The sequence below is a fragment of the Shewanella baltica genome (assembly GCF_900456975.1).
In the GTDB taxonomy this organism is placed as follows: Bacteria; Pseudomonadota; Gammaproteobacteria; order Enterobacterales; family Shewanellaceae; genus Shewanella; species Shewanella baltica.
Genome location: NZ_UGYM01000002.1, coordinates 2,665,637 through 2,691,671, shown reverse-complemented (window position 1 = coordinate 2,691,671; position 26,035 = coordinate 2,665,637). Strand labels below are relative to the sequence as shown.

General features: G+C 46.3%; 20 protein-coding genes and 8 tRNA genes. 21 read left to right on the top strand and 7 right to left on the bottom strand.

Annotated elements, in window-relative coordinates:
• Positions 1 to 72: 72 nt before the first annotated feature.
• A complete protein-coding gene (gene purN, locus DYH48_RS12130) occupies positions 73 to 717 on the bottom strand; it encodes a phosphoribosylglycinamide formyltransferase (protein WP_012088897.1) in 645 nt (214 codons plus the stop codon).
• Positions 717 to 1,754, bottom strand: a complete 1,038-nt coding sequence (purM, locus tag DYH48_RS12125; protein WP_115334892.1) for a phosphoribosylformylglycinamidine cyclo-ligase — start codon at positions 1,752 to 1,754, stop codon at positions 717 to 719. The genes purN and purM overlap by 1 nt, the downstream gene beginning before the upstream one ends.
• 331 nt (positions 1,755 to 2,085) lie before the next feature.
• Here purM and upp point away from each other — a divergent pair, with 331 nt between their 5' ends.
• On the top strand, positions 2,086 to 2,712 hold the full coding sequence (gene upp, locus DYH48_RS12120) for a uracil phosphoribosyltransferase (RefSeq protein WP_006081245.1): 627 nt from the start codon (positions 2,086 to 2,088) through the stop codon (positions 2,710 to 2,712).
• A 116-nt stretch (positions 2,713 to 2,828) separates the two neighbouring features.
• Here the strand turns inward: upp and DYH48_RS12115 are convergent, their stop codons facing one another.
• Positions 2,829 to 4,148, bottom strand: a complete 1,320-nt coding sequence (locus DYH48_RS12115) for a Na+/H+ antiporter family protein (protein WP_006081246.1) — start codon at positions 4,146 to 4,148, stop codon at positions 2,829 to 2,831.
• A gap of 388 nt (positions 4,149 to 4,536) precedes the next feature.
• Here DYH48_RS12115 and DYH48_RS12110 point away from each other — a divergent pair, with 388 nt between their 5' ends.
• The gene (locus DYH48_RS12110; protein WP_006081247.1) at positions 4,537 to 5,142 is read left to right on the top strand and encodes a peroxiredoxin C; all 606 of its coding nucleotides are present in this window, start codon (positions 4,537 to 4,539) and stop codon (positions 5,140 to 5,142) included.
• 100 nt (positions 5,143 to 5,242) lie between these two features.
• On the opposite strand, the gene rnt is transcribed toward DYH48_RS12110, so the two are convergent.
• Positions 5,243 to 5,914 (bottom strand): ribonuclease T, encoded by a 672-nt coding sequence (gene rnt / locus DYH48_RS12105; protein ID WP_006081248.1) that lies wholly within the window; start codon positions 5,912 to 5,914, stop codon positions 5,243 to 5,245.
• Between the two features lie 141 nt (positions 5,915 to 6,055).
• Between rnt and motY the strand changes: the two genes are divergently transcribed.
• The 18 genes from motY to DYH48_RS12010 all read left to right on the top strand — a co-directional run bounded on the left by motY (position 6,056) and on the right by DYH48_RS12010 (position 18,089).
• On the top strand, positions 6,056 to 6,925 hold the full coding sequence (motY, locus tag DYH48_RS12100) for a flagellar protein MotY (protein ID WP_063883092.1): 870 nt from the start codon (positions 6,056 to 6,058) through the stop codon (positions 6,923 to 6,925).
• An 825-nt stretch (positions 6,926 to 7,750) separates the two neighbouring features.
• Complete coding sequence (locus DYH48_RS12095) at positions 7,751 to 9,934, top strand: prolyl oligopeptidase family serine peptidase (protein WP_115334891.1); 2,184 nt, start codon at positions 7,751 to 7,753, stop codon at positions 9,932 to 9,934.
• Between the two features lie 171 nt (positions 9,935 to 10,105).
• The gene (gene ybgC, locus DYH48_RS12090; RefSeq protein ID WP_006081251.1) at positions 10,106 to 10,507 is read left to right on the top strand and encodes a tol-pal system-associated acyl-CoA thioesterase; all 402 of its coding nucleotides are present in this window, start codon (positions 10,106 to 10,108) and stop codon (positions 10,505 to 10,507) included.
• A complete protein-coding gene (tolQ, locus tag DYH48_RS12085; RefSeq protein WP_006081252.1) occupies positions 10,497 to 11,183 on the top strand; it encodes a protein TolQ in 687 nt (228 codons plus the stop codon). Before ybgC ends, tolQ begins: the two co-directional genes overlap by 11 nt.
• Positions 11,183 to 11,617, top strand: a complete 435-nt coding sequence (tolR, locus tag DYH48_RS12080) for a protein TolR (protein WP_006081253.1) — start codon at positions 11,183 to 11,185, stop codon at positions 11,615 to 11,617. Before tolQ ends, tolR begins: the two co-directional genes overlap by 1 nt.
• Positions 11,618 to 12,640, top strand: a complete 1,023-nt coding sequence (gene tolA / locus DYH48_RS12075; protein ID WP_115334890.1) for a cell envelope integrity protein TolA — start codon at positions 11,618 to 11,620, stop codon at positions 12,638 to 12,640. It begins immediately after the preceding gene.
• Between the two features lie 13 nt (positions 12,641 to 12,653).
• Positions 12,654 to 13,982, top strand: a complete 1,329-nt coding sequence (tolB, locus tag DYH48_RS12070; protein WP_006087449.1) for a Tol-Pal system beta propeller repeat protein TolB — start codon at positions 12,654 to 12,656, stop codon at positions 13,980 to 13,982.
• A 46-nt stretch (positions 13,983 to 14,028) separates the two neighbouring features.
• The gene (gene pal, locus DYH48_RS12065) at positions 14,029 to 14,565 is read left to right on the top strand and encodes a peptidoglycan-associated lipoprotein Pal (RefSeq protein WP_006081256.1); all 537 of its coding nucleotides are present in this window, start codon (positions 14,029 to 14,031) and stop codon (positions 14,563 to 14,565) included.
• Positions 14,566 to 14,589: 24 nt separating this feature from the next.
• Entirely contained in the window at positions 14,590 to 15,339 is a 750-nt protein-coding gene (gene ybgF, locus DYH48_RS12060) for a tol-pal system protein YbgF (protein WP_115334889.1), read from the top strand.
• Between the two features lie 142 nt (positions 15,340 to 15,481).
• Positions 15,482 to 15,557 (top strand) — tRNA-Lys (locus DYH48_RS12055).
• A 185-nt stretch (positions 15,558 to 15,742) separates the two neighbouring features.
• Positions 15,743 to 15,818, top strand: a tRNA-Lys gene (locus DYH48_RS12050).
• Positions 15,819 to 15,856: 38 nt separating this feature from the next.
• A tRNA-Lys gene (locus DYH48_RS12045) sits at positions 15,857 to 15,946 on the top strand.
• Positions 15,947 to 15,983: 37 nt separating this feature from the next.
• A tRNA-Lys gene (locus tag DYH48_RS12040) sits at positions 15,984 to 16,059 on the top strand.
• 60 nt (positions 16,060 to 16,119) lie between these two features.
• A tRNA-Lys gene (locus DYH48_RS12035) sits at positions 16,120 to 16,195 on the top strand.
• Positions 16,196 to 16,383: 188 nt separating this feature from the next.
• Positions 16,384 to 16,459 (top strand) — tRNA-Lys (locus tag DYH48_RS12025).
• Positions 16,460 to 16,496: 37 nt separating this feature from the next.
• Positions 16,497 to 16,572, top strand: a tRNA-Lys gene (locus DYH48_RS12020).
• A gap of 38 nt (positions 16,573 to 16,610) precedes the next feature.
• A tRNA-Lys gene (locus DYH48_RS12015) sits at positions 16,611 to 16,686 on the top strand.
• Positions 16,687 to 16,925: 239 nt separating this feature from the next.
• Positions 16,926 to 18,089, top strand: coding sequence for a DcaP family trimeric outer membrane transporter (locus DYH48_RS12010; RefSeq protein ID WP_012196908.1), 1,164 nt, complete (start codon positions 16,926 to 16,928; stop codon positions 18,087 to 18,089).
• A 79-nt stretch (positions 18,090 to 18,168) separates the two neighbouring features.
• Here the strand turns inward: DYH48_RS12010 and DYH48_RS12005 are convergent, their stop codons facing one another.
• From DYH48_RS12005 to acs, 3 genes are all read right to left on the bottom strand, one after another.
• Complete coding sequence (locus DYH48_RS12005; RefSeq protein WP_006081259.1) at positions 18,169 to 18,429, bottom strand: GrxA family glutaredoxin; 261 nt, start codon at positions 18,427 to 18,429, stop codon at positions 18,169 to 18,171.
• Positions 18,430 to 18,489: 60 nt separating this feature from the next.
• Positions 18,490 to 20,244, bottom strand: coding sequence for a DNA repair helicase RadD (gene radD, locus DYH48_RS12000; protein WP_115334888.1), 1,755 nt, complete (start codon positions 20,242 to 20,244; stop codon positions 18,490 to 18,492).
• A 222-nt stretch (positions 20,245 to 20,466) separates the two neighbouring features.
• On the bottom strand, positions 20,467 to 22,419 hold the full coding sequence (gene acs, locus DYH48_RS11995; protein WP_012587884.1) for an acetate--CoA ligase: 1,953 nt from the start codon (positions 22,417 to 22,419) through the stop codon (positions 20,467 to 20,469).
• Between the two features lie 174 nt (positions 22,420 to 22,593).
• On the opposite strand from acs, the gene DYH48_RS11990 reads away from it, so the two are divergent.
• Entirely contained in the window at positions 22,594 to 26,034 is a 3,441-nt protein-coding gene (locus tag DYH48_RS11990) for a hybrid sensor histidine kinase/response regulator (RefSeq protein ID WP_115334887.1), read from the top strand.
• The last annotated feature ends 1 nt before the right edge of the window (position 26,035 follow it).

The window sequence follows — 26,035 nt, the reverse complement described above, 5'->3', positions numbered from 1 at the left end:
GGAAAATAGTTAAAAAAATAGAGACCCTAAGGTCTCCATTTGTGATCTCGCTACCATTGCTTTTAAGCGGAACTAATCAGGCGCGTAACCGCTCGGGCCGATAAGATTGCCATCAAGATAGGCCTGGCCATTTTGCATGTTAAGACGGTGCTGACTAAACCATTTCACCACGAGTGGATAAATGGCATGTTCTTGCTCATGCACACGGGCGGCGAGCATATCAGCGGTATCTTCTTCATAAACAGGCACTTTGGCCTGTAAAATCACCGGACCTGCATCAAGCTCTGGCGTGACAAAATGCACGCTGGCACCATGTTCGCTGTCGTTAGCGTCAATGGCACGTTGATGGGTGTTTAAGCCAGTGTATTTCGGTAACAGTGACGGATGGATATTGATCATGCGACCTAGGTAATGATTCACGAAATCATCGGTTAAGATCCGCATAAATCCTGCCAACACGATTAAATCGGGTTGGTACTGTTCGATGACTGTCATTAAACGTGCATCGTATTCAGAGCGAGATTCACCTTGGTGAGCTATCACGCAGCTGGTATCAATTTCGCCATGATGGGCGCGCACTAGGCCATAGGCATCGGGTTTATTACTGATGACTCCGACAACTTCGGCCTGCAGATTATCGTCGCAACCATCGATAATCGCTTGCAGGTTACTGCCATTTCCGGAAATTAATACAACTACACGACAGCTCTGGGGCATTACAGGATCTCCACTTGCTCTTCATTGCCTTCACGATCTGCGATAGCACCGATCAGCCAAGCTTGTTCGCCTTCTGCAGCCAGTAATGCAAGTGCTGCATCCACTTTATCGGCTGGCAGCGCGACTAACATGCCGACGCCACAGTTGAAGGTGAGATACATTTCATATTCTGCAATATTGCCATTTTCCATTAACCAACTGAAAACAGCAGGCCATTGCCATGAATCGCCTTGGATAACCGCTTTTAAATTATCTGGTAGTACGCGTGGGATGTTTTCCCAGAAGCCGCCGCCAGTAATGTGTGCCATTGCATGTACGTCTGATGCTGCGATCAGTTTCAGCAATGATTTCACGTAAATTTTGGTTGGCTCAAGTAGATGTTCAATTAGCGGTTTGCCATTGAGATCTTGTTGAGGGTCTGCTTGGCTCACTTCTAATACTTTACGTACTAAAGAGTAACCATTTGAATGAGGGCCGCTCGAGGCTAATGCGATAAGCGCATCACCCGCTGCAACTTTGCTACCGTCAATGATGTCGGCTTTTTCAACTACGCCCACGCAGAAACCTGCTAGGTCGTAATCTTCACCTTCGTACATGCCTGGCATTTCAGCGGTTTCACCGCCGATTAACGCACAACCAGATTGGAAACAACCTTCGCCGATACCGTTGACAACAGACGTCGCGGTTTCAACATCCAGCTTGCCTGTCGCATAGTAATCGAGGAAAAACAGTGGCTCAGCACCTTGAACGATTAAATCGTTCACACACATAGCAACTAAGTCTATGCCGACTGTGTCATGTTTTTTATAGTCGATAGCTAAACGTAATTTAGTCCCAACACCGTCGGTGCCAGACACTAAAACTGGTTGCTTGTATTTAGTGGGGATTTCACACAGGGCGCCAAAACCACCTAAGTTGCCCATAACTTCTGGACGACGGGTACGTTTAACGGCTGCTTTAATGTTACTTACCAGTGCATTACCTGCATCAATATCAACGCCGGCATCTTTATAGCTCAGTGGGGTAGGTGTGCTCACGGAGGGATCCTCTCGGGTACATCGTTATTGGATTTTATGCGGCGGTATTCTACCAGCTTGTGCTAGGGGTCGAAAGTCATGATTTGGATTTATGCCCCTCGGCGGAGTATTTTTGGCCGAGTAAAACTGTATTTCAGTTTCTGAGGTCTTGAGATTGGTCACAAAATAGTAAATTAAGGTACGTATCTTAGTCGATTGGGAATTATTCTTGGGAGATAGCTCACGATTAGGCCTAATGGCAAAACTTTATGTTTTACCTAGTAAACAAATCAACTAGAATCTGAAAAATTTGCCTAAAATAATACGCCGAAAAATAAAGTAGGAGAGAAAAATGAAAGTTGTCGAGGTTAAACATCCTTTAGTGCGTCACAAAATCGGTTTAATGCGCGAAGGTGACATTAGCACTAAACGTTTCCGTGAGCTAGCCGCCGAAGTGGGCAGTTTATTAACCTATGAAGCTACCGCAGATTTCGAAACTGAAACGGTGACGATTGAAGGCTGGAACGGTCCGGTTGAAGTCGACCAAATCAAAGGTAAAAAAGTCACTGTTGTGCCGATTTTACGTGCGGGTTTGGGCATGATGGACGGTGTACTTGAGCATATCCCAAGTGCGCGTATTTCAGTTGTCGGCATTTACCGTGACGAAGAAACCCTTGAGCCTGTGCCTTACTTTGAAAAGCTCGCCAGCGACATGAACGAGCGTATCGCCTTAGTTGTCGACCCAATGCTCGCGACTGGTGGTTCTATGATTGCGACCGTAGACTTATTGAAGAAACGCGGTTGTACTTCAATCAAAGCCTTAGTGTTAGTGGCTGCACCTGAAGGGATCAAAGCGTTAGAAGCGGCGCATCCTGATATCGAGTTATATACCGCTGCTATCGACAAGTGCCTCAATGAGAAGGGCTATATCCTGCCAGGTCTTGGTGATGCGGGCGATAAAATCTTTGGTACTAAATAATCGTTCCTGTGCCTGTTAACATGTCTATTCATATAGCTTGTTAATATTTGGGCGCTCGATCTAAAAGGCCGAATTGCAATGCAATTCGGCCTTTTTATTGGGTGTGTTGTTCGGTGTTACAACACCATGGCCGCAATCCAGCCAAACACTAACAGTGGAATATTGTAGTGGATGAAGGTCGGGATCACGCTGTCACGAATGTGGTCGTGTTGACCATCGGCATTCAAACCCGCAGTAGGACCTAAGGTGGAATCCGATGCTGGCGAGCCTGCATCACCCAGCGCCGCAGCGGTGCCGACTAACGCGATTGTCGCCGCCACCGAAAAACCAAAACTTAACGCTAAAGGCACATAAATGGTCGCGATAATTGGAATGGTGGAGAAAGACGAGCCGATCCCCATAGTGATCAGTAGACCAACTAGCAGCATCAAAAAGGCGGCGAGGGCTTTATTATCCCCAATGATGTCGCTAAGCGAAGCCACAAGCGTGCCCACTTCACCGGTTTCTTTCACTACGGCGGCAAAACCTGCGGCAGAAATCATGATAAAGCCGATGTTGGCCATCATGCGCACGCCTTGATTGAAAATATCTTGGTCGGCGACATGCTTTAAGGCGCCCGAGAAACTGAAAATCATGAAGCCGACTAAGGCGCCAAAAATCATCGAATCGGTTTCAAGTTGCACCACTAAGGTGGCTAATATCGCCACTGCGGCAATGATAATATTGCGTTTGTTGAGGGTTTCTTCTGGCTCTGCAACCAATACTTTGGCCTCATCGTAGATCCGAGGTTTACGGTAACTGATAAACACAGCTGTCAGTAAACCAACTATCATGCCCGCCGCTGGAATTAACATGGCTGGTGGAATTTGCTCACGCACAGCCGCTAAGCCATTGCTGGTTAAGTTGGAAAGCAGAATGTCATTTAAGAAAATGCCACCAAATCCAATCGGTAAAATCATATAGGTTGTGACCAGACCAAAGGTCAAAACACAAGCGACTAAACGACGGTCGATGTTCAGTTTGGTCATCACATGTAACAGTGGTGGCACTAAAATCGGAATAAAGGCGATATGAATAGGTAAAATATTCTGCGAGGCCATCGACATGACAAGTAGCGATAACAGCAGTAACCAGCGAACCCAGTTAGTGTTGGTGGGATTAGGATCTTGCCCAAGACTACTGATGATGCTTCTTGAGATCAGCGTGGTTAAGCCTGAGTGCGAGAGTGCGACAGCAAAGGCACCTAATAATGCATAACTGAGCGCAATTTGCGCGCCGCCACCTAAGCCTGTATTAAAGGCATCTATGGTTTGGTGCAGATCCATTCCGCCCACAAGTCCCGCCACAAGGGCGCTCACGGTGAGGGCGATAACCACATTCACCCTAGCTAAACTGAGTGCCAACATTAAGCACACTGCAATAACGACTGCATTCATAGTCAATTTTCTTAATTCTTTAAGCCAAAGACGCTATTTTTGACTGCAAAGGCTGTCGATGTCCAGTTTGCCGAGGGCTTATCTGAAAAATATCTGAAAATGTGATCATGCTGGGTTTTGTCTGTTAGCCGAATGTGGATTGCTGCGCACACAGGATACGCAGATTGCTCTATCCTTAGTCAGGCAAAACGGAAATGCCCTTGAAAAATGTGATATTGGTCTTAAATAGGTTGTAAGGCACAGCACACGACTTATAATGCCTAAAGATTTGATTGGTAAGAACACCTTTTAATCAGTAAGGATTTAACTCGACCTAGGTTGAGGAGAGCATACTGGCGAAAGGGCATCTTGCCTTACACTTAGTTCAACTCATAGATGGAGATATAAAATGAGCGTATTAGTAGGCCGTCAGGCTCCTGATTTTACTGCTGCAGCTGTATTAGGTTCTGGCGAAATCGTTGATAGCTTCAACTTAACTGCTGCCATCAAAGGCAAACCAGCAGTCGTATTCTTCTATCCACTTGACTTCACTTTCGTTTGTCCATCAGAGTTGATCGCATTTGATCACCGCATGGAAGAGTTCACTAAGCGTGGCGTGGAAGTGATCGGTGTGTCTATCGATTCTCAGTTCACTCACAACGCATGGCGCAACACCCCAGTTGAAAAAGGCGGTATTGGCCAAGTTAAGTACACGTTAGTGGCTGACGTTAAACATGAAATCTGTAAAGCATACGATGTTGAGCATCCAGAAGCGGGTGTGGCTTTCCGTGGTTCATTCCTGATCGACAAAGAAGGCATGGTTCGCCACCAAGTTGTTAACGATCTGCCATTAGGCCGTAACGTTGATGAAATGCTACGTATGATCGACGCACTGCAATTCCACGAAGAGCACGGCGATGTATGTCCTGCTGGCTGGGAAAAAGGCGATAAAGGTATGAATGCAAGCACTGAAGGTGTTGCTGCTTACCTGTCTGAAAACGCAAGCTCACTGTAATTAGTATTTGCTAATCACAGTTGCCTGTTAAATGAAAAAAGCTGCCAATGGCAGCTTTTTTGTTTTCTATTTGTTTAAGATTTAGTGTGAACCGCTAAATTTATGCCTCAGTACCGCTTTGGGCATCCTGCTCATCCACGGCCAGTAACGGCCAGCCGCCTAATGATTTCCAACGATTCACTATGTGACAAAAAAGCTCTGCGGTACGTTCGGTATCATATAGCGCAGAATGGGCTTCTTTATTATCGAAGGGAATGCCCGCCATGATGCATGCTTTGGCAAGTACGGTATGACCAATGGCAAGTCCGGCGAGTGTAGCAGTATCGAAAGTAGCAAAAGGATGAAACGGCGAGCGTTTTAAGTCGCAACGTTCAATCGCCTTACTCACAAAACCATGATCAAAAGCGGCATTATGCGCCACTATGATACTGCGATGGCAGTCAGAGGCTTTTTGGGCTTTTTTCACCGCTTTAAAGATTTCTAAAAAGGCTTCTTTCTCGCTCACAGCTCCCCGTAACGGATTAGTGGGATCAATGCCGTTGAATGCTAACGCTTCGGGTTCTAAATTTGCGCCTTCAAAGGGCTCAATGTGGAAGTGTAGGGTTTTGTCGATTCCTATCACGCCTTCATTGTCCATTTTCAGTAGGGTGACGGCAATTTCTAGCAACGCATCGGTTTGAGAGTTGAAGCCCGCAGTTTCGACATCAATGACTACGGGAAAGTAGCCTCGAAATCGGTATTTCAATTTGTTCGCGTCGCAAATGTCACTCATAAAGTACTCTAGAAAATTCACAGGGCGCTATTATGCTAAATGTGTTGGGGTGTGTCATGCTTGATTGATGGTTTTATGAGCTAAAGGAACTAAATAGTTTGCCGATAAAGCCATGTAACCGATTAAACATGAGTAAAGGCTATGTGGCGAAAACTGATATTAGTATCAATTTTATGCGTTCCAGCAACTGCAACGGCAGAGTTGCGCCATTATGTCGCCTCTTTAAGTGATTCCCAATGGCGAGTGAGCGAGAATTCTCCCATCGTTTGTCGCCTCGAGCACGATATCCCTTCCTACGGTAAAGCGATTTTTACCAGCGAAGCGGGTAAGCAGCAAAATATGAATTTTACCTTAGACATGTGGGTAAAACCGGATCAAGTCACGCAAGCTAAGTTAATTAGTCGCGCGCCGCAGTGGCGGCCGGGAGTGGTCTCAAAAGAGATCACCTCACTGCATTATCAAAAGTACTTTAATGGTGAGGTGCCTAAACGTGCCGCTTGGTCTATGTTGGCTGAGTTGAGTCGCGGGATGGAACCGACGTTTTACTATGCTGATTGGTATAACGAGTCAAATAAGATTGCTGTGGGTTTGTCATCGGTTAACTTTGGCCGTAAATACAGCGAGTTCAAAGCTTGTTTAGCGCACCTGTTGCCCTATAGCTTTGAAGATATCGCATTTACTGTGTTGAATTATGATGAAGGCGGAACCGATTTAACTCGTTTCTCCCAGCAGCAACTGTCACGGGTTCAAGAATACTTAGCCTATGATCCTTTGGTGGAGTTAGTGCTGGTGGATGCGTATACCGACAGTTACGGTGGCCGTTCAGTTAACCAAAAAGTCTCGGATAAACGGGCGGAGTCGGTAAAAGATTTCTTTGTTGCCAGCGGTATTCCGCAAGATCGTATCGTTACTGTAGGGCATGGTGAGCGCCGTCATGTGGCTTCTAATGATGATATGGACGAAAGGGCACGTAACCGCCGCGTTGTGATACGGATCAGTAAGCCTTTATAGTGCTAAGTTTACGCAGTGTTTAACCTGTGCCACATCAATATAGTTAAGCCGCCCAATCCAATGCCAAGTCACTGACTTGGCATTGTCATTTATAGATGCGGAGGTGGTTATTTTTGGATAGCTTGGCAGTATTTCGCTCAACCTCAACCTCAACCTCAACCTCAACCTCAACCTTTGCAGTATCAGCGAGCTTTAAATGGGATTATGAGTTTTTCTTATTTGTGATGTTCGCGAGCAGGTAATCGTTAAGCCGCAAATAAAACTAAAGTGAGGCTAGGGCATAAATAGTGATAGCGGCATAAAGCCTGATATCGTCGTAAGTAGGATGGTGTTTGAAATGGATAAAAAAAAGCCCGCTTAAACTAAGCGGGCCGCAAAAATAATGCATTTGCAATCAACAAATTGAAGGAAGGAAGTCAAGCATAAGAACCAGGGAAGAAACTGAAGTGTTGGGAACACACCAGTTTAAAAGTTCTTTGTTTTCGATATCTGCAAGCAGGTATCTCCTGAAAACAAGCACATTCTATGGTTAACTCGGCGGTAAAACAAACGAGAAAAATTGCCCATAAACATTAGTAATTCTAATGATTGTAAAGGTGATCTATATCACTTAAGTCACTATTTACCTTGATTAATAACTTATAAATCACTATTAGTGCATAATAATACACTTCAATAAGCTTATCCTTGCTGCCATTTTGTTAAATCTGCGATACAACCTAAAAATCTGCTTATTAAGTTACGGGATTGCCATGATTTTTTTTGCTTGTATAGTACTTGCTGAAAAGGCCCTAAGCCCTAAACCACAAGAAGGACGATAACAAGATGGCATTAAGATTTCGCCTTGCAAAGCAAGGTTTGTTAGTGGCCACATTGGGAATGGCACTCGGTGCCTGCCAAAGTGGCAATACACCTGAACAAAATTCGACTGAGCAGGCAAGCGCAAATAAATTGGTTTACCCAGTGACTCAAAAAGATGATCTCGTCGAAACCATTCACGGTGTTGCCGTGGCGGACCCTTACCGCCATTTAGAGGCCAATACGCCAGAAACGGAAGCTTGGGTAAAAGAACAACAAGCCTTCGGTCAAGCCTATTTAGCCAAGATCCCCAATAAACAAGCTGTGGTCGATCGCATCACTGAGCTGTGGAATTACGAAAAAGTCTCCGCCCCATTTGAGAATGGCGACAATCAATTTTACTACCGTAATGATGGCCTGCAGGCGCAATCTGTTTTGTATGTCAAAGGGTTAGATGGCGTTGAAAAGCCAGTTCTCGATCCAAACAAACTGTCAGCGGATGGCACTGTGGCGCTATCAGGTGTTGCAGTGAGTAATGACGGTAAAATTTTAGCCTATGGTGTGTCAAATTCGGGCTCAGATTGGCAGCAATGGCAGTTTGTTGATATCGCAACCGGTAAGAAACTTGCCGATGAATTGAAATGGATTAAATTTTCTAGCGCAGTGTGGGATAAAGAAAACCAAGGTGTGTTTTATGCTCGCTATGATGCCCCTGCGGGTGGAGATGTCTTAGCCGACGTCAATTTCAATCAAAAAGTGTATTACCATAAATTAGGTACAGATCAGCGCCAAGATTTATTGATTTACGAGCGCCCACAGAATAAAGATTGGGGCTTTGGCATAGAGGTATCCGAGAAAGGCGAATACTTATTACTGTCGATTTCTCAAGGTACGGATAAGCGTAATCGTTTCTTCTATAAATCCTTATTTGAGCCTAAATCACAAGTGGTGGAATTGATCCTCAACTTAGAAGCTGAATATGAGTTTCTCGGTAATGATGGTTCAGTGTTTTATTTCAAAACCGACTTAGATGCGCCTAACGGTAAAGTAATTGCGATTGATACCCGCAATAGCGATAAATCCCAATGGCAAACCATTATTCCAGAGTCTACAGATCCGATAAATAACGTCGCCATAATTAATGACCATTTAGTGGTGAGTTATTTACACGATGTATTAGGTCAATTATCGATTTACAGCATGGGTGGGCAGAAGCGCCAAGACGTGGCATTACCTGGTCAAGGCAATGTGGCTGGGCCTTTTGGTAAAGCAAGCAAAGACTATTTCTATTATGTGTTTAATAGCTATATTCAACCTGAAACCACCTATAAGTTTGACTTTAAAACCGCTGAATCAAGCGTAATTGCCAAACCTAAGGTGTCGTTTAATCCCGATGACTATGTTTCTGAGCAAGTGTTTTATCGCAGCAAAGATGGCACGCGTGTGCCTATGATGCTGTCCTATAAAAAAGGCTTAGTGAAGAACGGTCAAAACCCAACATTACTGTATGCCTATGGTGGCTTTGCCATTTCGATGACACCACGCTTTAGTCCGGCCAACATTGCTTGGTTAGATATGGGCGGTATTTACGCTGTGCCGAGTTTACGTGGCGGCGCTGAATACGGCGAAAGCTGGCATCAAGCGGGGATGTTCGATAAAAAGCAAAATGTGTTTGATGACTATTTTGCCGCCGCGGAATATCTAGTGAGTGAAAAATACACTAATAGCACTAAGTTAGGTGCCTATGGCCGCAGTAACGGTGGTCTGTTGATGGGCGCTGCGGTGACTCAACGTCCTGAACTCTTTGCTGCCGTATTACCTGCGGTGGGCGTACTGGATATGCTGCGCTTCCATAAGTTCACTATCGGTTGGGCTTGGACGAGTGAATATGGCAGTGCCGATAAAGCAGAACAATTCCCGGCGCTACTGGCTTATTCGCCTTATCACAATGTGAAAGCGCAAACTTACCCAGCGACTATGGTGATGACTGCCGATCATGATGATCGCGTCGTGCCATTACACAGTTTCAAGTTCGCAGCCATGTTGCAGGATAAGCAGCAGGGCACTGAACCTGTGATTATGCGTATCGAGTCCAATGCGGGTCACGGAGCCGGTAAACCGACGGCGATGAAGATTGATGAATTTGCCGATATCTACAGTTTCTTGTGGCAGAGTTTTGGCTTAACACTGCCACAAACTATCGCAAAATAACTAACTATGTTAATAAAATGGGGTCCTTTGACCCCATTGTCTTTTACAATTGCCCCTATTCATCTGAAACCCGCGCTATTCCTATCTATATCTTCGTCGGGTCATTCACAAGTCTTGTTTCCCTAGGTATAGTAAGCGTCAATTTTTCAACCAAAATTTGCTTATTTTCAAATGATGTTTCATTGGCCTATTTCAGTCTATTACGAAGACACCGACGCTGGCGGCGTTGTCTATCATTCGAACTATCTCAACTTTTTTGAGCGGGCGAGAACCGAGTGGCTAAAAGCCCTTGGCGTGAGTCAGACTGCGCTTTTAGCCGACGATACCGCCTTTGTGGTAAAGCGTGCGGAATTAGATTTTCGCAAAGCGGCACGTTTTGAACAGAACCTTATTGTTGAAACTAAGGTCATAGAGTTGAAAAAGGCCTCGTTGATCTTTCATCAACGCTTGGTCGATAAACAGGGAGACTGTTATTGTGAAGGCACAGTGCTGGTTGTTTGTGTTGCGCTGTCACGAATGCGTCCCCGAGCTATTCCCTTAAATATTGTGCAGGAGTTTGACAGTGCAAGCTGATATGTCGATTGTTGGGTTATTTTTACAAGCCAGTTTATTAGTGAAATTTGTTATGTTCACCTTACTTTGCTTGTCAGTGATGTCTTGGACGGTGATTTTACAACGCCGTAGCTTACTGACATCCGCAAAAAGTAAATCGGCGAAGTTTGAAGACAAATTTTGGTCAGGCGTTGATTTAAACCGTTTATATAAAGAATTATCGACTCGTCCTGATAATAGCGGTTTAGAGTCATTATTTGTGACTGGCTTTAAAGAATATTCACGCCTGAATAAATTAAATAGCAAAGTGCCCGATGCCGTGATGGACGGTACATCACGTGCTATGCGTGTGACACTTTCTCGCGAAATGGAAAAGTTAGAAGCTAACTTACCCTTATTAGCGACCATTGGTTCGACTAGCCCTTATATCGGTTTATTTGGTACGGTATGGGGGATTATGAATTCATTTATCGCCATTGGTTCGATGGAAAACGCGACCTTAGCTATGGTTGCCCCCGGTATTGCTGAAGCCTTGATTGCAACGGCTATGGGTCTATTTGCTGCGATCCCTGCGGTTATTGCGTACAACCGTTTCTCGACTCAAGTCGATAAATTAGAAATGGCCTACGCAAACTTTATGGAAGAGTTCTCCAGCATTTTGCATCGCCAGGCATACAGTGAGAAGGAAGGGGCATAATGCAACCAGCTTATCAGCGCAAACGTCGTCGCCCCGTTGCCGAAATCAACGTGGTGCCCTATATCGACGTGATGCTCGTGCTGTTAATTATTTTTATGGTAACAGCGCCCATAGTCACCCAAGGGGTAAAAGTGGAGCTGCCTCAAGGGGCCGCGGAAGTTTTACCTGCTGACAGTAAGCCACCTGTGGTGGCTTCGATTGACGGTGACGGTGATTATTATCTGAATAAAGGCGGTTCAACTAACGTACCTATGGACTTGGAAGAACTGGCGACGGAAGTTGCTGCGCTTATGGTGACAGAGCCTGAGCGTCCAGTGGTGGTTAAGGCCGATAGAAATATTCCTTACGATAAAGTGATTCAGTTGATGGTGACCTTGCAAGGTGCTGGCGTGCCATCAGTCGGTTTGATGACGGATTCACCCAAGGAGAAATAGGTGGCAGATAAGTCAGATGTAACATTACCTCTGTCAATTTCAGCGGGTATTCATATTGGCGTGATAATTATTCTGGCGTTGGGGATCGATTTCTCTCACAAACCTGAGCCTATGCAACAAGTTAGTGCGCCAGCGGTTAAAGCTGTGATGGTTGATCAGCAAAAAGTCGCTAATCAAGTTGAGAAACTTAAGCAAGAAAAGCGTGATGCCGAGCGCCGTGAGCAAGAACGTCAAGCCGAGCTTGAGCGCAAAGCGCAAGAAGCGAAGCAAGCGCGCGAACGTGAACAAGCTCAGATTAAACAGTTAGAGCAAGAACGTAAGCAGCAAGAAATTGAAACCCAAAAGGCCAATGAAGCGACCAAGCTAGCCCAAGTGAAACAGCAGCAGGAAAAGGAAAAGGCAGTTAAAGCCGAAGCCGACCGTAAGCTGAAAGAGCAGGAGCGTAAAGTCGCTGAAGATGCCGCGCAAAAAGCAGCAGAAAAACGCAAAGTGGAAGAAGCCGCAGCAGCGAAAGCGGAAAGTGACCGTAAGCTGAAGGAGGCGGAAGCTAAGGCCAAAGCTGAAAAAGCCAAGGCTGATGCAGAAGCGAAAGCCGAAGCTAAGGCCAAAGCAGATGCTAAAGCCAAAGCGGACGCTAAGGCCAAAGCCGACGCTGAAGCCAAAGCCCGCGCCCAGCAGGAGCAAGAAATGGCCGATGCATTAGCGGCGGAGCAGGCGGCGTTGTCGCAAACCATGAATAAGCAGATGCAGAGTGAAGTGGGTAAGTATCAGGCAATGATTAAATCGACTATCCAACGTAATTTGGTAGTGGATGAATCTATGCGTGGCAAGACTTGTACTGTCTCTGTACGATTAGCAAATGATGGTTTTGTGATCAGCAGTCAAACTAAAGGCGGTGATCCTAACGTTTGTCGTGCAGCAAAAGCAGCGATTTTGAAGGCGGGTAAATTGCCAGTGTCTCCGGACCCTGCAGTTTATAACTTGATGAAAGAAATTAACTTAATCGTTGAACCAACGTTTTAATTAAAGGAGTCCCATGAGAATATTGGCAAAATGGTTAGCATTGGCAGTTCTGCTATGCACCACCCCCGCAAAAGCGGCATTGGATATTGTGATCACAGAAGGTGTTGACGCTGCGCGTCCCATCGCTGTGATGCCTTTTGTTTGGCAAGGTCCTGGCGCCGCACCGCAAGCGATTGCGGATGTAGTGATGTCGGACTTAGTGCGTAGCGGTACGTTTAAACCTTTAGACGAGCTTGGACTACCTCAGCGCAATATTGGCACTGTGGCACAGTTTCAAGCTAATTCTTGGTCAAGTGTTGGCGCCGAAGCGTTAGTGCTAGGTACCGTTAAACCTTATGGTACTGATCAATATCTGGTGAGCTTTGATTTAATCGATTTAGTCAAAGCCCAAAACCAAGCGTTGAAAGGCCCAGTTAGTGCAACAGAATTTTTGATGGACAGCCGTCAAACTGTGATTTCAGCGGCGCAATTTCGCCAATATGGACACAGGATCAGCGATATCGTCTATGAAAAGTTAACCGGTATTCGCGGCGCATTCTTAACGCGGATCTCCTATGTTGTGGTCAATCATACTCAAAAAGCTCCATATCAATTGATGGTTGCTGATTATGATGGCGTCAATGAACAAATGTTACTGCGCTCGCCAGAGCCGTTGATGTCACCGACTTGGTCACCCGATGGTCGTCGTTTAGCGTATGTTAGCTTTGAAAACAAAAAAGCTGAGATCTTCGTGCAAGACCTTTATACCCAAGTGCGCACTAAAGTGAGCTCTTTCCCTGGTATTAACGGTGCGCCGGCGTTCTCACCCGATGGAAAATCTTTGGCGATCACTTTATCTAAAGACGGTCAGCCTGAAATTTACATCATAGATATTGCGACCAAAGCCATTAAGCGTATTACCAATCACTATGCTATCGATACTGAGCCATCATGGTATCCTGATGGAAAGTCGTTGATTTTTACATCAGAGCGCGGTGGTAGACCACAGATTTATCGCGTAGAGTTGAGCTCAGGTAAAGTGAGTCGTGAAACCTTTGAAGGTGAATGGAACCTCGGTGGTTCAATTACCCCTGATGGTCGCAGTATGATTTTTGTTAATCGCACGAACGGTAAATTTAATATTGCGCGTATGGATTTAAGTACGCGTTTTATGCAGGTGCTGACATCGACACGTTTGGATGAATCTCCAAGTGTGGCCCCTAATGGTACTATGGTGATCTATGGCACCACATACCAAGGCAAGCAAGTATTAGCAGCTGTTTCTACGGATGGACGTTTTAAAGCAAGATTACCGGCAGGTCAAGGTGAGGTGAAATCACCTTCTTGGTCACCGTTTCTCTAATGTTATACCTTGATTTAATCACATTTAATTTTATAAGGAACACGTAATGGATCTGAATAAGTTGTTAAAAGCTATGTTGGTAGCACTTCCAATTATGGCTCTTAGTGCATGTAGCTCAACTTCAGAATCAGAAACTGATGCAATGGGCTCAACAAACGGTTCAGGTAGTGAACTGAATGGTGGTGGCATTCAAACTGGTGGTGTAGGCGCAATGTTGTCTGCTGAAGAGCAACAACGCCAGCAGTTAGAAGACTTAAGAAAGCAACACATCATTTACTTCGACTTTGACCGCAGTGAAGTTCAAACTGATTTCGCCGCAATATTAGAAGCCCATGGCACTTACTTAGTTGAGCACCCAAGCGTGCGCGTACTGATTGAAGGTCATGCGGATGAGCGTGGCACGCCTGAGTACAACATCGCACTGGGCGAACGTCGTGCTAAAGCCGTTGCTAAATACCTACAAGGTATGGGCGTACAGCCAAGCCAAATGAGCGTAGTCAGCTATGGCGAAGAAAAACCACTTGATTTTTCTCGCACTGATGAAGGTTTTGGCAAAAACCGTCGTGCAGTTTTAGTTTACTAAGATTGAATCTCGGAGAGTAACACAATGAAACGTGCCGTCTTAATTACGGCAATGTTCCTTGGTGTAGGTGCTGCAGTTGCAGCACCTGCTCCTGTGGAAGATATTGCTGGTGGTTCGGGTGATGACAGACTTGCTCGCATAGAACGTATTGTAAAATCAAGACAACAAAGCGAGCTCGATATGCAGCGCCGTCTTGATACACTGCAGCAGGAAGTGCTCGATTTACGTGGTTTAACCGAACAACAGAATTATCAGATTGAGCAGATGCAACAGCGTCAGCGTCAGTTATATGATGAACTTGCTAATTTATCCTCAAAGGCATCTGCCGCTCCTGCAGCCGCAGCCGCGACATCCACACCTTCTGTAGCCTCGACGAATGCGGCTTCAAGTAGTTTAAGTGAAACTGCAAGCTATGAGAGTGCCGTTAACTTAGTCTTGAAAGAGCGTAAGTATGACGACGCTATTCCTGCCTTCCGTGCTTTTATCAAACAATACCCAGATTCTGTGTATGCCGCTAATGCTAACTATTGGTTAGGGCAGCTATTATTTAATAAGAGCGAATTTGCAGAAGCCAAACAAGCCTTCAAAACTGTGGTTGACCGTTTTAGTGATTCCAATAAACGGGGTGACAGTTTAGTGAAGCTTGGCATGATCGCCGAGAAAACCGGTGACAAGGCTGGGGCGACGCAATACTACCAACAAGTCGTCAAAGATTACGCAAACAGCGCAGCAGCGCGCATTGCACAGCAGCAACTGGCTGCAATTAAAGCGTAATTAACTAAAAAACATACTCTTAGTCTGTTTTTCATGCAAACGACAAAAAATTGGGAATTTGCGCTTGCATGAGAAGATGAAAAAGGTATTATAGGCGCCCTCAGAGCGGCGAGGTCGTTCGGGGCGTAAAATACCAGTAAATGGGTCGTTAGCTCAGTCGGTAGAGCAGTTGGCTTTTAACCAATTGGTCGAAGGTTCGAATCCTTCACGACCCACCACTTACTCTAATAAATAGAATAAGTTAGTGGTATTTAACGAGATAGTAAGTAGTAAAATTGGTCGTTAGCTCAGTCGCTTTTTTATAAAGCTAGGGCAGTTGGCTTTTAACCAATCAGTCGAATGGTTCTAATCCTCCACGACACTCCACTTTACTGAAAGTGCATAAATCAGCGCAACACCAGATGGGTCGTTAGCTCAGTCGGTAGAGCAGTTGGCTTTTAACCAATTGGTCGAAGGTTCGAATCCTTCACGACCCACCACTTTACTGAAAGTGCATAAATCAGCGCAAAACCTAGATGGGTCGTTAGCTCAGTCGCTTTTTTATAAAGCTAGGGCAGTTGGCTTTTAACCAATCAGTCGAATGGTTCTAATCCTTCATGACACACCACTTTACTGAAAGTGCATAAATCAGTGCAACATCAGATGGGTCGTTAGCTCAGTCGGTAGAGCAGTTGGCTTTTAACCAATTGGTCGAAGGTTCGAATCCTTCACGACCCACCACTTATTATCAGCATAATAAATGCAATTAATAAGTGAACAGTTTTATCGCAATACCTAGATGGGTCGTTAGCTCAGTCGGTAGAGCAGTTGGCTTTTAACCAATTGGTCGAAGGTTCGAATCCTTCACGACCCACCATTTATTATTCGCATTATAAATGCCAAAAATAAGTGAACAGTTTTATAGCAATATCTAGGTGGGTCGTTAGCTCAGCCGCTTTTTTTATAAAGCTAGGGCAGTTGGCTTTTAACCAATCAGTCGAATGGTTCTAATCCTTCACGAAACACCACTTTACTGAAAGTGCATAATTCAGCGCAACACCAGATGGGTCGTTAGCTCAGTCGGTAGAGCAGTTGGCTTTTAACCAATTGGTCGAAGGTTCGAATCCTTCACGACCCACCACTTTACTGAAAGTGCATAAATCAGCGCAACACCAGATGGGTCGTTAGCTCAGTCGGTAGAGCAGTTGGCTTTTAACCAATTGGTCGAAGGTTCGAATCCTTCACGACCCACCACTTTACTGAAAGTGCATAAATCAGCGCAATACCTAGATGGGTCGTTAGCTCAGTCGGTAGAGCAGTTGGCTTTTAACCAATTGGTCGAAGGTTCGAATCCTTCACGACCCACCACTTATTACCCCGCTTTATATCTCTCAAGTTACCCACTAAATTTACTAAGTTAAACTTCAATTCCCAGTACTAGATTTAATACCTTCGTTTTACTTATTTCGTTTCAAATATTTTCCTAACATATTATTTATCATGATATTTTCTACTTTTGTCTCATAGACCTATTGCCAATGTTTCTCACTTGTTAATTTGTCCATATTGGTTGCGGATAAATAATAACAATTGGGGAAAGACAAAAAATGAAACAAGCAAAACTAAGCTTGATGGGTAGTGCAATATTATTGGCATTAGCAAGTTCGGCCAATGCGGCATCACTAAAAGATACGGATGTTGAGTTTGGCGGTTATATCAAAGCTGACATTATGTTCAGTGATTACGGCAATGGCGCACCGGATTCGGGGGATCTCTCTAGGCAGTTTTATGTTCCTGGCACTATTTATGGAAAAGAGGGTAATGGCAATCAAGTCGTGGATTTTCAAGCTCGCGAAACGCGTTTTAATTTCAAAGCGACGACTGATGTTGATGGTCATAAACTTTCTGGCTTTATTGAACTCGATTTTATGACCCACACTGATGGTAATGAACGTACTTCCAACAGCTATTCACCTCGTATTCGCCATGCATTTGTCTCCTATGACAATTGGACCGTAGGTCAAACGTGGACAACCTTCCAAAATGCTGCTGCGTTACCTGAGAATCTCGATTTTGTTGGTGCTGCCGACGGAACTCCGTTCGCACGCCAAACGCTATTGCGCTATACCCAAGGTAATTTCCAATTCGCGATCGAAAATCCTGAAACCACAGTCACGCCAAATCAAGGCGGTGCCCGCATTACCAGTGGTAGCGGGGTAATTCCCGATGTTATCGCGCGGTATAACCTCAAAACGGATGGCGGCGCGGCGTTCTCCTTTGCGGGTATTGCCCGTCAGTTGAATTTAGAAACTAAGATAGGTGCGACGCAGATTGATAGCTCAGCCCTAGGATATGGCGCGAGTGTGGCGGGCATTATTCCGGTCGGCAAAGATGATCTTCGCTTCACGGCCACCTATGGTGAAGGCCTAGGTCGTTATATGGCACTCAATTACATTAATGCGGGCGTGCTAGATGCTAACGGTGATATCGAGTCGATTCGTACTTTCGGTGGGTTTGTGTCTTACCGTCATTGGTGGAATGAGCAGTGGCGCAGCAGTGTAACCTTGTCAGGCATGCAAGCGGATAACGATGTGGCTTTAACCGGTTCAGGCGTGAATAAGGATGCTTATTCAGGCTATATCAACTTACTTTACTCGCCAAGCAAACCGCTGACCTTTGGGGTCGAGTATATGTATGCCAAGAACAGTAAAGAAAATGGCGATGATGGTGATTTGAGCCGCATCATGTTCTCGGCTAAGTATGTGCTCTAATCTTACTTGCTTGCGATAAAAACTAAAAAGGAGACCTAAGGTCTCCTTTTGCATTAAGCGGGTCACATATGTGCGGTGCTTAATCTAACAGATTGTTTTCGCGAACATATTGTTCGAAATCTGTGCAGCCACCGACGTGTTTCTCGTCGACGAAAATCTGCGGTACTGTTTCAACTGGCTTACCAACAGTTTTCTCTAAATCTGCTTTAGAGATGCCTTCTGCGTGGATATCGACATATCTGAACTTAAAGTCATCACGTTTTTCAACGAGTTGCTCAGATAATTGCACAGCACGAACGCAATAAGGACAGCCTGGACGGCCAAAAATAACAACGAACATAATAGCTCCTTAGGATTACTTTAGTCGTTTTATACCATAGGCCTAAGTGAATTGATAATGTCAGCCGAGTTTATTTTCAGTTTGATAGCGGCCTTGATAATCAAAATAGCTTTCGAGCAGATCCCAGCCTTTTTTATGTTTCTTCAGTAGCAAGAGATCGGGCATGCGGAATTTATCCGCGTCGCTGATTAACTCTGTCACCTTTGTGTACTTTTTCGGTTTTAATCCCGGCGTTCGGCTATGGGGAAAGATGAATAAGGCATATAGGGCTCGCCACTGTGCCGGCGTTTGCAATTTAAAGCGGCGATTAAATTCATTGCCGTCGATATCGAGGTATTGCACTTTCAGATTGCCGTCATCGTCGATGAGCGTCATATGTTGGCAGCGGAACAAATGATGGTGCTGCTGGCTGAGCACTTGGCGAAGGCGTTTATCGGGATCGATGAGAGTCGATTGGCAGTGCTGGCAAATGCGTGCGGCAATATCATTCTCTTCACCGCAATCAGGGCAAGATTTAGATCTAAATCGAAAGTCGCACTGTAGCTTTTTACCATGCTGTTCGACAATGCCCTGACAACGGCGACCAAAGTGTTCGATGATGTCGCCATCGTCGTCCGTGAGTCCCCAGAATATATTAGCAAAATCGCACACAGGGCAATGCACTTGCACGGGTACCGATTTACTGTTGGGTTTAGCTTGGCCGACCTCGGGGAAATACAAGTCATAACCATTGGCAGCATAGTCGATGATAAGACAATCTTTTTTGCCTTCAGCGATTCGCAACCCACGGCCGATCATTTGTTGAAATAGACTGACTGAGGCGGTTGGGCGCAAAATCGCAATCAAATCCACATGGGGCGCGTCGAAGCCTGTCGTCAACACTGCCACGTTGACTAAAAACTTGAGCTCTTGGGCTTTAAAACGTTCGATTGTCGCGTCACGTTCATTGTCGTGCGTTTGTGCCGTGATTATGGCGCTCTGTGCAGTGTGAACTTGGTTGAGTAGGCCAAAAATTTCATTGGCGTGACGCACCGTTGCCGCGAAGATGATAATGCCTCTTCTATGTTGGCTCAGTTCAATGAGCTGTTTCACTATCGCGGTAGTCGCGCGGCCGTAATGCCCCAGTAAATCGTTAACCTCGGCTTCAGCATACTCGCCATTCTCATTGGCTTTCAGTTGGCTGAAATCGTACTGGGCACTGAGGCCATCAAACAGGGTTGGCGCTGTGAGGTAACCTTGTTTAATGAGTGGCCTGATGGGCAGCTCGAACACACAATGTTCGAACACGGCGTGTTCGGGCGAACCCACTTTGCCGTGATAGTGTTGCTGGTAAATCCAGCCAGTGCCAAGGCGATAGGGCGTAGCGGTGAGTCCGAGTAATCTTAGTTGGGGATTTTTCGTGCGTAAATGAGTGAGCACTTGCTGATACTGGCTGGTTTTCTCAAGGCTGACTCTGTGGCATTCATCAATAATCACTAACGAGAACGGCTGATCGAACAGGGTTAACCCCCGCGCCGCCGATTGAATGCTGGCGACGACGGTTTTCCCCTCAGTGGCTTTTTGATTCAACCCCGCCGCATAAATACTGGCTTGTGCCGTGAGTAGGCCGACTTTCTCGGCATTTTGCGCGACTAATTCTTTCACGTGGGTGAGTACTAAGACTCTGCCTTTTGCGATGCGCGCCAGTTCGGCGATCACTATGCTTTTGCCGGCGCCTGTGGGCAATACGAGTACGGCGGAAGCTTGGCTTTGCCTAAAATGGGCGATGGCGGCATTAACCGCTTGCTGTTGATAGTCTCTGAGTTTGACTGACACGCTGATAAAAAATCTATGCTGAATAAAAGTGAGGCTGCAAGCTTAACATAACAGGTAAAAAAAATGCCCCTGGTTGGAGGGGCAAGCTAGAGAAAGGAGCAATCACACACACTCTCTCAATAGGGTTCACTTTTAACCTGAGGTTTAAAAAGGGAGGTTCAGGTTACGCTTAGCCTATTGGGCATAGACTAAGCGTTGTGGACGTTGTTCGTAACTCGGATATTACTCAGTACGATTCAAGCGTGATTCAATCAAGGTCTCGATCACAGCTGGATCGGCCAAGGTTGATGCATCCCCTAAGTTGGTCACTTCGTTAGCGGCAATCTTACGCAGGAAGCGGCGCATGATCTTGCCCGAACGTGTCTTAGGTAAGCCCGTTGCCCATTGGATAAGATCTGGGGTTGCCAGCGCACCAATTTCTTTACGAACCCATTGACGTAGCTCTTGACGTAGCTCTTCGGTTTCTTCAGTACCGCGGGTTAGCGTGACATACGCATAAATACCTTGGCCTTTAATATCGTGTGGGTAGCCAACTACTGCCGCTTCTGCGACCAGTTCGTGTGATACCAGCGCACTTTCGACCTCTGCCGTACCTAATCTGTGGCCGGATACGTTGATTACGTCATCGACGCGGCCTGTGATCCAGTAGTAACCATCCTCATCGCGGCGGGCACCGTCACCGGTAAAATACATGCCACGGAAGGTTTTAAAATAGGTCAGTACGAATCGTTCGTGGTCGCCATATACAGTTCGCATTTGGCCCGGCCAAGAGTCGAGTAACACTAAGTTACCTTCGTTCTCCCCCTCTAAAATATTACCCATGTTATCGACTAAGGCGGGTTGAACGCCAAAGAACGGACGGGTCGCTGAGCCAGGTTTAGTATCGGTCGCACCAGGCAGTGGCGTAATCAAAATACCGCCGGTTTCAGTTTGCCACCAAGTATCGACGATAGGGCAATGTTCATGACCTATGACCTCATGGTACCAACGCCATGCTTCTGGGTTGATGGGTTCGCCTACCGAGCCCATGATCCTCAAGCTGCTACCATCGAACTTATCGAAGTGTTGCTTACCTTCGGCCATCAGCGCGCGAATTAAGGTTGGTGCCGTGTAAAGAATACTCACTTTATGGCGGTCAATCATTTCGCCTAAACGGGCAGGGCTTGGATGATTAGGAACGCCTTCATGGATAAGCACCGTCGCACCATTGGCAAGTGGGCCGTAAACCATGTAAGAGTGGCCAGTGATCCAACCCACATCGGCGGTACACCAGTACACTTCGCCCGCTTTGTAGTCGAACACATACTCATGGGTCATAGACGCATAAACCATGTAGCCGCCAGTGGTGTGCAATACGCCCTTGGGATTACCGGTTGAACCTGAGGTATACAGCAGGAATAACGGCGCTTCGGCGTCCATTTCCTCTGGTTGGCAGTACTCAGATGCGGTTTCCATCAATGAGTGCCACCACACATCACGGCCTTCTACCCAATCCACTTTGCCACCCGTGCGTTTAAGCACGATGACTTTTTCAACGGTAGTGACATCAGGATTTTTTAAGGCATCATCGATGTTGCGTTTCAATGGAATAGCACGGCCACCGCGCATACCTTCATCGGAGGTAATAATGACTTTTGATTTGCCATCAATCACGCGAGAGGCGATAGAATCCGGTGAGAAACCACCGAAGACCACAGAGTGCACAGCGCCGATACGGGCACAGGCAAGCATAGCCACTGCGGCTTCTGGCACCATAGGCATGTAAATTGTGACTATGTCACCGCGGCGCACGCCTTGGCTGCGTAATGCGTTAGCGAATTTACACACCTCTGCATGTAATTCACCGTAGGTAATTTTGCGTTGTTCGCTGGCGTTGTCGCCTTCCCAAATAATCGCCACGCGATCACTGTGCTCGGCTAAGTGACGATCTAAACAGTTGGCAGAAGCATTCAGGGTGCCGTCGTAAAACCAGTTGATCGATAAGTTATGATCATCAAAAGAGGTTTTTTTAATTTTGGTATAGGGTTTTATCCAATCAATACGCTTGCCGTGTTCTCTCCAGAAACCTTCGGGATTGACAATCGACTCTTGGTACATTGTTTTATATTTATCGTTGTTTACAAGTGCATTGGCAGCGATATTGCCGGAGACTTTGTAGAGAGACTGCGAGCTCATAGGGCTTCCCTTTTGAAAAATTGCGTGGACTGAGTATGGTATGCAAGGGGGCGGCAACTCCATTAGACCTTGGTCTAGTTTTAAATTTTCCTTTATATTTAGTCTGTTGCATTAAAAATCCGGCTAGATTTTAGACAGGTTTTATCGCACAATAATCAGAAAAAAGAGCAAAGTATGAATTTAACCTTAGTCGTCGCCGTTATTGCCGTCTGTTATGTCTCGCTTTTATTCCTATTAGCGTGGGGGGCGGAGCGTTGGTTTAGCCGGATCACCAAAAAGCTACAGGTCGGTATTTATGGCCTGAGCTTAGCGGTCTACTGCTCTTCGTGGAGTTTTTTAGGCACAGTCGGCCAATCGGCTAAGGATCTCTGGTCTTTTTTACCGATTTTTATCGGCCCCATTCTGATTTTCACCTTAGGTTTTGGCATGTTACGCAAGATGGTATTAGTGTCTAAGGCACAAAATATCACCTCAGTGGCCGACTTTATTGCCGCCCGATACGGCAAATCCCAAACCTTAGCCGCCTTAGTCACCTTAATCGCCTTGTTTGGCATCATGCCCTATATCGCCCTGCAGCTTAAGGCGATGGTGTTCAGCCTTAACCTGTTTCAACCCGCAGACGATCCCCTCGATGGCGTGACTATCCCGTTACTGATCACGTCTTTGTTAGCCATATTTGCCATTTTATTTGGTACCCGTAAGCTCGATGCCACCGAGCATAATCCCGGCATGATGCTCGCGATTGCCTTTGAGTCTCTGGTGAAGATCGCCGCATTTTTATTGGTCGGCGTAGTCATTAGTTTTGGGGTGTTCGATGGTTTTGGGGATATTTGGCAGCAGGCGAATGCGCAGTCGCTGATCAATTATCCCAATCCCCGTATCGAAGCCCTAATGCCTGAGTTACTTGTCGGAATGGCGGCGTTTTTGTGTATGCCAAGGCAGTTCCATGTGATGGTGGTGGAATGCGCCGATGAGTCTGTATTGTCGAAAGGACGTTGGCTATTTCCCATCTATTTAGCGCTTTTTGGTTTATTCGTTGGGCCGCTCGCCTTGGCGGGGAAGATCATCCTCGGCGATTCAGTGTCGGCCGATACCTATGTGATTAATTTGCCACTCGCTTTAGACCAACCTTTGCTGGCGGTGATTGCACTGCTGGGCACACTTTCGGCGGCAACCGGCATGGTGATAGTGGCGGTGGTGACCATTAGTGTGATGGTCAGTAACGAATGGCTAGTGCCTGTGATGCTGCGTACGGGCCATATCCGTGAGAAAAACTTCAGTCAGTTCTCGCAGCTACTACTCAATGCCCGCCGTTTGGCGATCGTGATCATTCTTGGCTTAGGTTATGGCAGTTATCTGGCCTTAGCCGACAGTGATTCCTTATCCCATCTCGGCATGTTGTCCTTCGGGGCTTTTGCTCAGTTAGCGCCCGCCTTAGTGGGCGGACTCTATTGGAAACACGGCAATCGTGCTGGGGTATTTTTAGGGCTCGGCGTGGGCTTTACGCTGTGGTTTTACATCATGTTGCAGGGCATGACTGATGTGCAAAGTTCATCGGTGTTCTTGTCTGGCGTCGCGAGCGAGAAAGGCCTGCTAGATGCGATAACGCCCAATGTGCGTGATGCGCTGACGGCACTTTTTGCCAATATCGCCTGTTATATTTTGGGGTCGATTTGGTTTAGGGCGGGTGTTGCTGAGCGTATTCAGGCCAGTGCTTTTGTGAGCCCTGGCAAGTTGAAAAACAGCGCCAATAAGAAAAATGGTCCGATTTCACAGCAGGATTTGCTTATTCTCGCCAGTCGATTTGTCAGCCCAACACGCGCCTATGAAAGCTTTAGCCGTTTTTCAATTGATGCCGTAAAAAGTGATAGTTGGCATAAAGCGGCGCCGCCAGAGCTGATTTTCCACACGGAACGTTTATTGGCGGGCGTACTCGGCGCCTCAAGCGCAGCGCTGGTGATGGATTCTGTGCTGCAAGGGCGTGATTTGGCGCTGGATGAAGTGTTCAGTTTAGTGGATGAAGCGTCATCGAAAATTATGCTCAGCCAAGACATGCTGCGCGGCGCGATTGAGCACGCCTATGAAGGCATGAGCGTGATAGATAACGATCTCAACCTAGTAGCTTGGAATTATAAATATGTGGAGCTGTATCAATATCCCGATGGATTCTTGCAGCAGGGCATGCCCATCAGCGAAGTCATCCGTTTTAATGCGGCGCGGGGTTATTGTGGTGAAGGTGAAATCGAACAGCAGGTTGAACAGCGGGTGCAGCACATGCGTAATGGCACGCCGCACACTTCTGAGCGCCATCGCTGGGACGGTAAAGTGATTAAAATTCAAGGTAATCCCATGCCAGATGGTGGCTTTGTGATGACCTTTACCGATATTACTCAGTATCGCGAGCAGGAGCGCGCACTGCTCGAGGCCAATGAAACCTTAGAAAGCCGCGTTAATGAGCGAACCTATGAATTAGCCATGTTGAATAGCGAGTTACTCGAGGCTAAGGCGCAGGAAGAAATCGCCAACGCCTCTAAGAGTCGCTTCTTAGCTGCTGTTGGCCATGATTTAATGCAGCCGCTGAATGCCGCGCGGTTGTTTACCGCATCTTTATCTCAGTATCCCAATTTAGATCGCGAGGCCAGAACCACCTTATCCCATGTGAATAGCTCGCTTAAGATCGCCGGCGAGTTGCTCACCGATCTGCTGGATATTTCTAAACTCGATTCTGGCATGGTAGATGTTAATCGGCGTGATTTTGCGATTTCAGAACTGATCAACGGCTTATCCGTAGAGTTTGAGGCGATGGCAGCGGACAACCAAATCCGTTTTAAGATGATCCCATGCAGTGCGACTGTTAATTCTGATCCTTCGCTATTACGTCGAGTCCTACAAAACTTTTTAACCAATGCCTACCGTTACGCCCGTGGTGGCAGAGTCTTGTTTGGTTGTCGCCATCGGGGTCATTACCTTGAGATCCAAGTATTAGACACGGGATGTGGTATCGATGAAAAAGAAACCCAAGAGATTTTCAAAGAATTCAAACGGCTGAATAATCCTAAGAGCAACAATGTCAGCGGATTAGGCTTAGGTTTAGCAATTGCCGATCGCATCAGTAAAGTGCTGGAACACGGTATTCAAGTGTCGTCCCATTTAGGGCGCGGCTCGGTATTCTCTATTTGTGTGCCGCTTGGGGAGACAGTGCGTCAGCCGCAAGTGAAGGCGTTGCCATCGCTGCTGCAGCCGTTATCGGGTATCAAAGTGTTGTGTATCGACAACGAAGAGGCGATTCTGGCGGGTTTAGAAAGTCTATTGAGTCGTTGGCAATGTGAGGTTATTTGCGCCAAAGATTTATCCGATGCACGCATTAAGCTGGGACTGAAAGGCGTCGCGCCCGATATTGTCCTCGCCGATTATCACTTAGATGATGGCCAAAATGGCGTCGATGCGATGGACGGTATTCGTGCCCTGTATGGCAAAGACTTGCCCGGCATTTTGATCACCGCCAATACCCGTAAAGAGCTGGTGGAAGATGTGCAACGCCGCGGCTATCACTATATGGCGAAAATGATAAAACCTGCAGCGCTGCGCGCATTGATTTCCAGCTTAGTAAAATAAG